At 40.1% G+C, this 12,822-nt stretch carries 9 protein-coding genes; 4 read left to right on the top strand and 5 right to left on the bottom strand.

Features of this window, described 5'->3' with window-relative positions; all coding sequences use genetic code 11:
• The first annotated feature begins 32 nt into the window (after positions 1–32).
• From ACNSN2_RS15435 to ACNSN2_RS15420, 4 genes are all read left to right on the top strand, one after another.
• Positions 33–2,063 (top strand): methyl-accepting chemotaxis protein, encoded by a 2,031-nt coding sequence (locus ACNSN2_RS15435; RefSeq protein ID WP_418608035.1) that lies wholly within the window; start codon positions 33–35, stop codon positions 2,061–2,063.
• A 71-nt stretch (positions 2,064–2,134) separates the two neighbouring features.
• A complete protein-coding gene (gene ubiD / locus ACNSN2_RS15430) occupies positions 2,135–3,601 on the top strand; it encodes a 4-hydroxy-3-polyprenylbenzoate decarboxylase (protein ID WP_418608033.1) in 1,467 nt (488 codons plus the stop codon).
• 95 nt (positions 3,602–3,696) lie between these two features.
• A complete protein-coding gene (fre, locus tag ACNSN2_RS15425) occupies positions 3,697–4,410 on the top strand; it encodes an NAD(P)H-flavin reductase (RefSeq protein WP_418608031.1) in 714 nt (237 codons plus the stop codon).
• Between the two features lie 159 nt (positions 4,411–4,569).
• A complete protein-coding gene (locus ACNSN2_RS15420; RefSeq protein WP_054202871.1) occupies positions 4,570–4,983 on the top strand; it encodes a CBS domain-containing protein in 414 nt (137 codons plus the stop codon).
• A gap of 66 nt (positions 4,984–5,049) precedes the next feature.
• Here the strand turns inward: ACNSN2_RS15420 and add are convergent, their stop codons facing one another.
• From add to hemC, 5 genes are all read right to left on the bottom strand, one after another.
• On the bottom strand, positions 5,050–6,051 hold the full coding sequence (gene add, locus ACNSN2_RS15415) for an adenosine deaminase (RefSeq protein WP_008109049.1): 1,002 nt from the start codon (positions 6,049–6,051) through the stop codon (positions 5,050–5,052).
• A gap of 119 nt (positions 6,052–6,170) precedes the next feature.
• Positions 6,171–8,837: an ATP-binding protein gene (locus ACNSN2_RS15410; RefSeq protein ID WP_138622461.1), complete on the bottom strand. Its 2,667-nt coding sequence runs from the start codon at positions 8,835–8,837 to the stop codon at positions 6,171–6,173.
• 46 nt (positions 8,838–8,883) lie between these two features.
• A complete protein-coding gene (locus ACNSN2_RS15405) occupies positions 8,884–9,990 on the bottom strand; it encodes a heme biosynthesis HemY N-terminal domain-containing protein (RefSeq protein WP_010392648.1) in 1,107 nt (368 codons plus the stop codon).
• Positions 9,987–11,825: a uroporphyrinogen-III C-methyltransferase gene (locus tag ACNSN2_RS15400; RefSeq protein WP_418608029.1), complete on the bottom strand. Its 1,839-nt coding sequence runs from the start codon at positions 11,823–11,825 to the stop codon at positions 9,987–9,989. Before ACNSN2_RS15400 ends, ACNSN2_RS15405 begins: the two co-directional genes overlap by 4 nt.
• A complete protein-coding gene (gene hemC, locus ACNSN2_RS15395; protein WP_418608027.1) occupies positions 11,825–12,763 on the bottom strand; it encodes a hydroxymethylbilane synthase in 939 nt (312 codons plus the stop codon). Before hemC ends, ACNSN2_RS15400 begins: the two co-directional genes overlap by 1 nt.
• Positions 12,764–12,822 lie beyond the last annotated feature (59 nt).

Raw genomic sequence — 12,822 nt, 5'->3', positions numbered from 1 at the left:
CTAACAAAAGTCTTAATATTGTTGATAAAGTTATGCAATCTCTCGCTATAAAACATAAAATAATTTTAGCCTTTTCAGCCATTGGCTTGTTAATGCTTACTAGCTGCATATTTTTTTACTGGTCGCTAAATCAAATTAATATCACTAACACACGTATAGAAGCGTTGGCAGTGCCTGTACAACAAGCCAGTAAAGACCTTCGTTTATCACTCCTTTCTATCACTAAATTTAATGCCATTGCTTATAGCCAAACTAAACTTAATTTACTGCTGGAAAATAAAAAGCAGGCACACGCTGAACAAACGCAGTTTTTTAGTAAATTAGAAACACTAAAAGCACAAGTTGCCCAGCAGCAAGGTATGCAAACACTTCTTACAGCTATTAACAAAGACTTCGCCCAGCTAAATACAATAAGCAACCAAATGCTTGCAGCAAAAGAGCAACGATTTAAGGCGCAAAGCTCAGCCGCAGCACTAACAATTACGTTTAATGAACAGCTTCGTGAACTCAGTAACCGCTTGCTTGATATAGAGCTCATAAACGTTGAGAGCAACCAGCAATCACTTTTGAATGCAGTATTTGGCACTGCGACTCGTGTTGATGATTTATTATTTACTTTAAATAATAATGTCAAAGGGATTGGGCAAATAACAACTTCAGAAAATATAAACGATCATCAGCAAGATACCTCTTTTTTACTCGATAATATTAAATCTAATCTTAGTTACTTAGAGCAACAAGCCGCCCAAATTGCTAATAAACTCAACGCTAATGAGCTAATTACAGCGTTTAACGATTTAAGCAGCTTATTAAATAATCCTGATGGGCTTTATGCATTGCAAAATGCTGTGCTCAATAATAAAGATAAAGTTGATCAGCGGTTTGAAAGCTTTCAACAGGCATTTATTAGTATTGAAAGTCAACTGATTGAGCTTAATAAACTGGCTGACATACGCTTTAACTCCCTACAAGAGAGCGCTAAGTCAGCGATTAATACCGGCTCTAGTTTAGTGATTATTATTGCGTTTGTTTTAATTGCTTTGCTGATTATTATTTCAGTTTTTACTACTAACGCCATGCTAAAACCGCTTAAAAAGGTAAACAAAGAACTTGCTCATATAGCCTCAGGTGACTTTTCTAAGCGTAGCAACCCCCGCAGTAAAGATGAATTTGGTACTCTGATGCATAACACTAATAAGCTTTGTGATGATTTAACTCACTTAATAAAAGCCATTAGTAACGATGCTTACGAACTAGATAATTCAGCTATTCAAACCAGCGAAAAAGGCCAGCAAATGACCATTGTTGCTAAGCAACAGCTGGAACGTAGTGCACAAGCAACCTCATTAGCACAGCAAATGTTGCAAAGTTCTCAAGCCGTACACGAACAAGCGCAAAGCACCTCTAATGAAATTACTAATGCCTCGCAATTTGCCAATGACGTTAACGACATTGCAAATAATAATAGCCAAAGCATTGAAGCACTTTTAAGCCGCTTAGATAGAGCAGTAAGCAGTACAGAAGAACTAGCTCAATATACGCAACTAATTGGTGCCATTGTCGATACCATTAGCAGTATTGCAGAGCAAACTAACTTACTGGCACTTAATGCCGCAATTGAAGCGGCACGTGCTGGTGAACATGGTCGAGGTTTTGCCGTAGTAGCCGATGAAGTACGCTCGCTTGCAGCCCGCACACAAAGTTCTACAAGCGAAATTACCACCATGATTAACACTCTACAGCAGCATACTCAAACCACTCAAACTGAAATAAATGATGGCCAACAACAGGCTAAGCATTGCGTTGAAAACAGTACTGAACTAAATAGTGCCGTTGAGCGTATTAAGAGCACGCTGGTATCGGTTAATGCCATGAGTAAAGAGATTGCAAGTGCCTCACATGAACAACTGGCAAACAGCACCGATATTCAACAAATAATGGCTAAGGTAACCGAGCAGGCCACCTTAAATGCCAACAATGCAACGACCCTAGCAAGCGAAAGTGAAGACGTTAACCAACTTGCACACTCGTTAAAAGGTGCAGTAGAGCGCTTTAAGTTTTAAGCGCAGCTAATGACTTGGCTTGTATGAACTGGGTATAATACTTTTAACTTTTTGCTAAGTAACGGCCCACAATGAAATACAAAGATCTGCGCGATTTTATCGATTTACTTGAGAAACGAGGCGAGTTAAAACGCATCAGCCAAGAAATCGACCCGTATCTTGAGATGACCGAAATTGCTGACCGCACACTGCGTGCAGAAGGCCCTGCTTTATTATTTGAAAACCCTAAAGGGTACGACATTCCCGTTTTAGCTAACTTGTTTGGTACCCCAAAGCGTGTAGCTATGGGTATGGGCCAAGAAGATGTGAGTGAATTACGTGAAGTTGGAAAATTACTCGCATTTCTAAAAGAGCCTGAGCCGCCAAAAGGCATTAAAGAAGCGCTCGGACAAATTCCGGTATTCAAGCAAGTACTTAATATGCCGGCTAAAGAAGTTAAAAAAGCCCCCTGCCAACAAGTTATTTTACAAGGTAACGACGTTGACTTAACTAAGTTTCCTATTCAGCACTGCTGGCCTGGCGATGCTGCACCTTTGATTACTTGGGGTTTAACCGTTACCAAAGGACCTCACAAAAAGCGCCAAAATTTAGGGATTTATCGTCAACAGCTATTGGGTAAAAATAAAATCATTATGCGTTGGTTATCTCATCGCGGTGGCGCGCTTGATTTTCAAGAGTGGTGTAAAGAACACCCTGGCCAGCCCTACCCTGTTTCGGTGGCATTAGGTGCAGATCCTGCGACTATTTTAGGTGCTGTTACCCCCGTTCCAGATACGTTAAGCGAATATGCCTTTGCAGGTTTACTACGTGGTAGTAAAACTGAAGTAGTTAAGTCAATCTCGAATGATTTACAAGTACCAGCCAGTGCAGAAATCGTACTTGAAGGGCATATCATGCCTGGAGAGATGGCGCCGGAAGGTCCATATGGCGACCACACAGGATACTACAACGAAGTCGACGACTTCCCAGTTATGACGGTCACTCATATTACACATCGTAAAGACCCTATTTACCATAGTACTTTTACTGGCCGTCCGCCGGATGAGCCTGCGATTTTAGGGGTGGCATTAAACGAAGTATTCGTACCAATCTTACAAAAGCAATTTCCAGAAATTGTCGATTTTTATTTACCGCCAGAAGGTTGTTCGTACCGTATGGCCGTGGTAACAATGAAAAAACAATATCCAGGTCACGCCAAGCGCGTAATGATGGGGGTTTGGTCATTCCTACGACAATTTATGTACACTAAGTTTGTTATTGTCTGTGATGATGATATTAACGCTAGAGATTGGAACGATGTAATTTGGGCTATCACTACTCGTATGGACCCTGCTCGCGACACGACGTTAATTGAAAACACACCAATTGATTATTTAGATTTTGCATCGCCCGTATCTGGCCTAGGTTCAAAAATGGGTATGGATGCAACAAATAAATGGCCTGGTGAAACAACTCGAGAATGGGGCGAACCTATTGTAATGGATCAAGCCACTAAGGATCGAGTTGATGAGCTTTGGGATAGCTTAGATATTCTTTAACGACTTTGGTCTAGGGCCTCTAGGCTATAAACTCACCCTGCGGATATGCTATTATTGCTCAAATAAAGTGCGTATCCGCTAATTTAAGGTAAAACATGCAAACATTACTCGCTGAAGTTGTTTCTATCAGCCCACTAACAGAATTTGTTCATAAAGTTATTTTAAAGCCGCAACAGCCTGTAGCATTTGAAGCTGGTCAATATTTACAGTTGGTTTTAGGTGAAAAAGATAAACGTGCGTTTTCAATCGCGAGTCGCCCCTCACAAACTGATGCATTAGAATTACACATTGGCGCATCAAACGCAGACTCTTACGCGATGCAATCATTAGAATACCTTCGTAATGCCCACAACGAGAACCAAACCGTAACTATTGAAGCAGGTTTAGGTATTTCTCAGCTGCGTTTACAGTGCGAGCGTCCGATTATTTTACTCGCCGGTGGTACTGGTTTTTCTTACGCAAAGTCAATGGCCGAGCATTTAGCTGAAATCAACTGTGAGCGCCCGGTGCTATTTTACTGGGGAGTAAAAGAAGAGTCGGCGCTATATGCACATACCGAAATGCAAGCATGGGCAGATAGCCGTGAAAACTTTAAATTTATTCCTGTCGTAGAGCATCCTACCGACAGCTGGACTGGCCACACTGGTTATGTTCATAAAGCGGTGATGAACGATATCATCTCGTTAGAACCTTACGATATTTACATGGCAGGTCGTTTTGACATGATTGGCATAGTACGTGATGATTTTATAAATCATGGCGCCACTCGTGAAAACATGTACGCAGATGCATTCGCGTTTATAAAGTAACATTAGCGCATTATTTTAAGGCACCTTAGGGTGCCTTAATTGTTTTAATTGCTAGCACTGTGATTGTTATTACCTATTAAGCTCATCAACATAAACAATTTCCTAAAATCCAATCTATAAACCATACTTTGTACAGAACATTAAGCGGGAGAAACCTAAATGTTAAATACAAAAGTAAAAGATTTTATGCAACATAAGTTGCCTCATATCACCCCTAATACAGAAATGACCACTGCCATAGCAGAGCTAGAAAAATTTAAACTACTAGGCGCGCCGGTATTTGATGATAATAAGGTGCTCGTTGGCTTTATCTCAGAGCAAGAATTACTTAAACCCTTAATGCAAAGTAGTTATTTTTGTGATGGTATGGTGAAAGTATCGCAGTTGATGCAAACAGATGTGGTAACCGTGCACGGCGATACCAATATTATGGAATTAGCAGAACAAATGAAGCCTGGTAAACCTAAAAATTACCCCGTAATCGATGGCGGTGTAGTGGTAGGTATGATCAGCCGTGCCGATATATTAAAAGCACTTTATAATAATTACGTTAGTTGTAATGCGCACATATAAAAAAATGCCACTGTAAACAGTGGCATTTTTAATTATATAACCTGAACTCTGGATAATATAAGCAACTTAACGCTGTGCGACTTTAGCTTTAAGTGCGCTTTTATCAGCGTCACTTAAATAGGCAATTTCAAGCGCATTCGCTTGCGCTTTTTCCATATCGGCTTGTGACAAACCTGCTTTTGGTGCTGCCACTGCGTACTCGTACTCAATTTCAATGCCTTCAACAGCTGGGTCATCCGTGTTAAGACAAGCTAAAATACCATGATCTAAAAACTGCTTAAGTGGGTGTTTGGTTAAATCATTCACTGTACTGGTTTGAATATTACTGGTTAAGCACGATTCAATACCAATACGGTTATCGCGTAAATAATCCATTAGTTTTGGATCTTCAATCGCTTTAACACCATGGCCTATTCTGCTTGCGCCAAGCTCGTTTAATGCTTGCCAAATACTTGGAGCACCTAACGCTTCACCAGCATGCACAGTAACAGCCAAATATGCATCACGTACTTGCTTAAAATGATCAACAAACAACTCGCCAGGATAACCAATTTCATCACCGGCCAAATCCACTGCAACCAAATCATTTTTAAAGGCAAGTAACGCGTCCAACTCGTGCTGACAGGTTTTAACTCCGTATGTACGAGACAAAATACCAATTAAGTTTGCTTTTATATCAGTATCTTTTGTTGCACTTCGGATACCATCAACCACTGCTTCAACAACGCCTTGAGGGTGTAACCCTTGGCTTTGAGCCATATAATAAGGACTAAAACGCAGCTCTACATAATCAAGACCCTGCGCTTGCGCATCTTCAATGTTTTCTATCGCAATACGTCTACAGGCATCGTAATCGCCTAGTACCGTCACTCCCCAATCAAGCTTTTGTAAAAATGCCATTAAGTTTGGCTCAGGATCAATAACCTGAACATGAGGAATAAGTGCTTCAACATTGTCCGCTGGTAAAGCGATATTAAACTGACGACCAAGTTCTAGTATGGTTTGCGCGCGTACATTACCATCTAAATGACGGTGAATATCTAGCAAAGGTATTTTTCTATTGATCATAATAGCTACTCGGTTGAATTAAAATTGCGCGAATGATACGCAGGTACAGTAATATTTCAAGTGTAGAATACTTAAAATAGCGCTTGGAGGTCTTATGTCTGCTTTTTATATAAAAAGAGTTAACGTGATAAATAAAACCAAATCATTTTAAACAGTGCATCTGCATCAATCGGTTTTGTTATATAGTTATCCATCCCCACGTTAATCGCTTTTTTAGCATCTTCTTCGTGCGCATTAGCAGATAGGCCAATAATAGGTAAATCTAAAAACCCTAATTCATTACGAATCACTTTCGTTGCCTTTAAGCCATCCATTTGTGGCATTTGAATATCCATTAATACTAAGTCGTATCTTTTATCGCTTAGCATTTTAATCGCTTCAAGTCCGTTATTAGCAATATCAACAACACCCTGCTTGGTTTCTAAAATAGCGGTAGCCACATGTTGATTTAATGGGTTATCTTCAACGAGTAGTAAGCGATACTTCGCCAGTGATAGGTTGCTTATATCTATTTTATCTAACTTACCTGAATAATATTGTGCTTTAGGTAACGGAGAATGAAGCGGTAAACTAAAGGTAAAAGTAGAGCCGTGACCTTCACTACTTTTTAAATCAATTGCTCCTCCCATCAGTTCCACTAATTTTTTACAAATACTTAAACCAAGCCCTGTGCCACCAAACTGGCGTGAGGTTGAACTATCGGCCTGAGAGAATGGGTTAAATAGCTGTTTTTGTGCCTCCTCACTAATTCCAATCCCCGTATCATTGACACTAAAATAAGTCATTTTTGCTGACTGCCAAATCTTTAATGTTACACTGCCCTTAGCAGTAAACTTAACGGCATTATTTAATAAGTTCAGCAGCACCTGCTTTAAACGAATAGGATCGGTATTAACAACTAAAGGAGCATCATGATCAACCTCAACTTGCAGTGACAAAGGCTTATTACTGACCTCAAACTGCATTAAACTCATAACTTCTTTTGCTAGAGACTTTAGCTCCACAGGTTCCTGCACTAACTCAAGTTTACCCGCCTCCATTTTTGAAAAATCGAGCACATCATTAAGCACTCTCAATAATACGCTCACCGCACCATCAGCTTGCTCTATGTAAGATTTTGCTAGTGGCCAGTCCCGCTGTTGCAGTGCTAAGTAATGCATGCCTTTAATACCATTAATTGGGGTGCGAATTTCGTGGCTCATATTGGCTAAAAACTGACTTTTTATCTCACTGGCTTTATCGGCTTTTTGCTTTTCCTGACGCAAAGTCAGCGTTTGCTTTGCCACTTGTTCGCGTATACGAACATTGGTGGCGACCACTGAAATTAAAAACATAATCAATAGCCAAACAAATAACATTCCCACTATCTGTGCTAACCAATAAATAAGCCAGGTTGACTCCGTCTTAGGTTGGTATATTTCTACCTGCCATAACCGATGCCCAATTAACAACTGATAATCTTTTAGCAACGTCATTGAGTCATGCTCAACGCTATAAAGAGTCTGTTTATTATCTACTTTATTTATATCAGTAAAGCTAATCGCGACTTCGCCACTACTATCAAATGAAAGTACCTGCGACAACTTAGCTAAGTTAACGAGTGCAATCACAAATCCTTTGAAATCCCCTTCAATATCAGGAGCACCAAATACAGGAGAAATAAAAAGCACGCTTAATTCATCATCTGTAGGGGCTAACTTAAATGGTTTACTCAGTACCAACTCATTAAGAATTTTTGCTTTATTAAGGGCATCGCGAATATCTATATCAGAGCTCAAATCGAAGCCCAACAAATCTTGCGTGTTCTTTATAGGATAAATGTATTTTATGGGGTAATAAGTATTGCTAAAGGGTGCTTGTTGCCACTGTCCATTCGCCATTCTTTGCTTTATAACGATACTTTTGTCCCATTCAGCAGGATCATTAATAGACTTGGCAGTAATCATTGGTACCCAATTTAACGCTAAAATCTCTTCACTATAGCTCAACTGCTTAGAGGTGAAATGATTAAACTCATCAAGGCTAACTTGATCACTACTTGCTAAAAATGCACCTAACAAAGATAGATGAGCAGCCACTTCATCTAACTTCTGATTAATGGCACTTTGCGTCATTAGTACTTTGGCGTCTTGTTTTTGAAGGTCTTTTTGTTTTTTTACACTGGCCGCGCCATAAAAACTAATACTGATAATGGCGTAAATAAGTAACGCAGGTAAAATAACTTGTAGCCGATGACGCAACTGCGAATAGTTAAATATAGCCAGTACTAACGGGGTAAAAATCAGCACCCCAATTGAGTCACCTATCCACCAAGTAATAAAGGTACTGATGACATCAGATGTGCTAATAAAATGATTTAAAACAAGTAGACTAGTTCCTGCTCCAGCAGCTATGACACAACATAGCGGCCCACCAATCACCAAGCTTTGAATACTAAGTTTTAAAGAAGATAAATTAAGGGGAGCTTTAATGACTTTGGTAATAAGGAATGCACCAAGCCAAGCCTGAAAAAATATAGCGCAACTAACCCCGAGGGATTGGATTAATATTTGCCAATTTAAGATATCAGCGGAGTTATCTAAGTGAATTAAATTAACAAAAACCGCACCGGCAAAAATGCCAGCATAAGCACGACGCCCCCATAGTAAAAAGCTTGCCAGCGCAATACCAGCCGGAGGCCAAGAGGCAACCGCATAACCGTTAACAGCAAATAAAAAGTTACTTAGATAACCACTAAAGAAATAAGCGCATGCGAGGCTAAAAGATAATGTAAATACATTTTTCACAACCGTCGCTCCTGCGCTTTTATTATTGATTTATAACTATAATTGATTATTGGTAGAGTACAAGTGCCTTATCTAATTGTGCACTGTGCTCATAACTTAATATCGCTTGTTGTCGATACTGTGCTTTATTTTCGCTATTGAGTGCTTTGTCAAAAACACGTGCTGCTAAGTCGTAATCACCTTGTGCATTGGCTAAACACGCTAACGCTAATAGTAACGCATTATTATGCTCATCTTTTTTTAGTCGCTCTTGAATACTTGATTGCAGCTTATAAGCATTACTTGGTGCAGTTTCACTTAAAATATAAGCCAGCTCATCATGCTGTTTTTGCTTGAGTAATTTAATTAGCTCATTTTCGATGCTTGCTAACTGCCCTGTTTTGGCCATTTGGGTTAAATAAGCCGTGTGCGCATGCGCCTGCAACTTTTTACCTAAATGTTGGTATTTAGCGGTTAACTCATCACTTGCTTGCGCAGCAAAATAAGCTAAAAACACTTGCTGCCATTGGGTATCATTCAAGGCATTTTTGCGTAATAAACGCGGTAAAAAGTCTTCAAGCAATTTAAAATGCTGTTGTTGCACTAACACTTCGGTGTACAACTTCAAATCAAGTACCGTAGCTTTTTTAGATTCTGCAGCCACCCGTATTTGCGGCTCAATTACACTACTGTCGCCACTAGCTAACCATAACTTAGCCACTTTAAGTTGTTGCTCTGGGCTGATTTCAAATAAACGCTCAAGCGCTTTATCTGGCTGATTATTTGCAAGTGCGGCTTTTGCTAATAATGCTAAACGTATATCGTCAAATTTAGCAGGCACACTATTGCTTGATAGTGCACTTTCTACTTGCTCGTAATCATCATTAATGAGGCTCCACAATGCTTGCTCTATTGCCGCATGTTTACGCTCTTGGCTTCGCGCAAAAAAGCCATGCTTAGTGTTTCTGTATATAGATAAACAATAACGCACTAGCTTATAAGTTAAATATAAAGCCGCTGCGCTCAGTGCTGCCATAATACAAAACGAAACAATTGTGCCCTCTATGGTGGTATTGTTAAATGAAATCAGCACATAGCCTTTTTCATCTAACACAAAGGGGGTAATCGCTAGCACCAACACAATAGCGACAATAAAAATAATCAGCCCTATCATTGTGCCCACTCCTTCACTTTTTGAGTGCTTTGCAGTGTCACTTCAGGATTAAAGTTAAGCGATTCTTTTTCAAGATTGGCTAACGTCTGTATTACCACTTTTGTTGCATCGTCATCTTGTTTAAAGTATTCATTAACCAAACGTTTTGTATCATTCAAAGCGTTAAAATAAATACTAGCTTGTTTACCCATTAATGCGTCTTGCGCCTGAGTAATATTAAGCTTGATGCGCTGGGTAATTAAATGACGCTCTCGGTCAGTTAATAGTGGCTCAATTAATACGCCTTCATGATGGCGAATAGTAATAAAGCTATCGACTATTTTATTCCAACTATTAAGAATGTTTTGTTGCCAATCACTAACATCTTCAGAGAGTGCATTCTCATCACTTATACTCGCCTCTTCAGGCAAATTAACCGCATTAAATACCAAGTCATCAATACGCTTTATTACGCTGTTTAATTGTAAATAAATCGCTTCTGTCGCAACGGGTTTAATATTGTCGAGTGTTTGTATGTCTTGTGTAATTGCTTGACGCAACTCAAGCGTACCAGAATGGTCGCTTAACAATGAATCTAAACGTTTAAGCACGGCACTGGTGCCTGGGTAATCTTGTTCTGCCCACAGTTTAAATTCAGCCATGCGTTGCAAGCTGGTGACCTCTTGTGGATTTAATGTATTACCACTTTGTTGCACCTTTTGCAGCGCGGCTTTTAATGCTTGTTGATTTTTTACAGAGTTTTCATTGAGTGCCATAGCGATTTGTTCTTCGCTATTAAGCAACGCTTGCTGCAAACTAAGCTGCTCAGATTTAAGCGCTTGCAGCTCTTGTTGTAGCATTTTATTTTGTTCTGTCAGCGTATTAACTGCTAAACTTTGCACTTTACTGGCATTAAGCTTTTGATAAAACTCATAACCCACACCGCTGGCAACAAGCAAGGAAATCACTAACGCAACGCTACCTACTTTACTTACTTTTTGAGGAGCGCTCTGCGTTTGGTTATTCGCATTTACAGAGTCACTTTTAGTCGTATTAGAGGTGTTTTTTGCTGTTGGCTGCGCTGATTTTTCTACTTTTGACGTCGCTGACTGTTCACTCATTTTGCTACCTTGCTGATTAATGCAGGTAAACATAGCGTGGTCGCTAGCTCCTGCCGCAGTATGTATATGGGTCGAATTTATTTTTTGTTGCTGTAAATAAGTACCTATGCGCTCACTGGCAACGTAAAATTCGCACTGTTGTAACCATGTTAGTTGCGCCGCCGAGATAGTATTAAATATGGCGTCAACTGCAGCATTACTTGTAATGACTATACCGTGTACATTATGGCTTTGCCAGTGGTCTATCCAGTTAGCTGAGCTAGGCTCTACTGGCTCACGTTGATACACCACACAATTATTTAAATAAGCACCACGTTGCTTCAAGGTTTTTGCTATTTCAGGTCGCCCGCCAATACCTTTGACCAACACAATATTACTGCCATCAACATCAGCCAAAGACTTAAGCGCGAGTAATCCCTCAGAGTCATGTTGTTTTGGTAGTGCGGCACGCACACCAAATACTTCATAAATAGTATCAGCTGTTTGTTGCCCAACCCCATAAAACTGTGCTTTGGTATTAATAGCAGGCTTAAGTGCATTTAATGCATGCACCGCATCCTGTGAAACAAAAATAATTTTGTCAGCGTTCACCAGCGGGCTTAATTCAACGTTTGTTGGCATTAAGTAGGTTATTTTTAAAACTGGATATAAAGACGCTTGATAACCCGCTTGCTCAAGTTGCTCTGCAAGGGCTGCGCCTTTTCCTTCGGGCCGAGTTATCAAGATATGTTTCATTATGCGTCTCGATATACGTCAGCTAGAATTTTATCTGCGCCTTGTGCTAATAATTTTTTAGCCAGCTCTACACCTAACTTTTCAGCATCATCAACGTGACCGCTAATTTCATCGCGTAAAATTTCACTGCCATCAATCGCACCGACCAAACCACGTAAGTGTACTTGGTCACCCTCAACCAATGCATAAGCACCAATTGGCACTTGGCAGCCCCCTTCTAAATGGCGGTTCATTGCACGCTCAGCGTTAACACGAATACGTGTTTCGTTATGCTCAAGCGGCGCTAACAATGCTTTCGTCACGGTATCATCTATACGACACTCAATGCCTACGGCGCCTTGGCCATTAGCAGGTAACGAGACTTCTGGTTCAATAAAGTCACGAATACGCTCGCCCATTTCTAAACGAATTAGGCCTGCAGCAGCGAGTATAATGGCATCATATTGGCCGCTATCAAGCTTAGCTAAACGTGTATTTACATTGCCACGTAAGTCACGAATTTCTAAATCCGGACGCATCGCTCTAACTTGACACTGGCGACGTAAACTTGAAGTCCCCACAATAGCGCCTTGTGGTAGCGCATCAATATTGGCAAAGTTATTTGATACAAACGCATCACGCGGATCTTCACGCTCACAAATAGTGTGTAACTCTAAATCATCCGGAAACTCTACCGGCACATCTTTCATTGAATGCACTGCAATATCTGCACGGCCATCTAGCATGGCTTGCTCTAACTCTTTTACAAATAAACCTTTGCCGCCAATTTTAGCTAGCGGTGTATCTAGAATAATGTCACCTTGAGTCGACATTGGCACGAGCTCTACACGCACGTCATCATGAAAATGCTCTAGCTGCGCTTTTACAAATTCAGCCTGCCAGAGTGCCAATGCACTTTTACGAGTGGCAATGCGAACTAACTTTGTTTTTTCAGTCATAAAATATCCATTAATAATTACTAGCTTTTAGAATTAAAACTTATTCAATCTAAGGCTAT

The organism is Pseudoalteromonas sp. US3C1013 (assembly GCF_048401115.1).
Classification (GTDB): domain Bacteria; phylum Pseudomonadota; class Gammaproteobacteria; order Enterobacterales; family Alteromonadaceae; genus Pseudoalteromonas; species Pseudoalteromonas undina.
The sequence above is the reverse complement of the archived record's forward strand: the minus strand, read 5'-3'. Positions and strand labels throughout refer to the sequence as shown.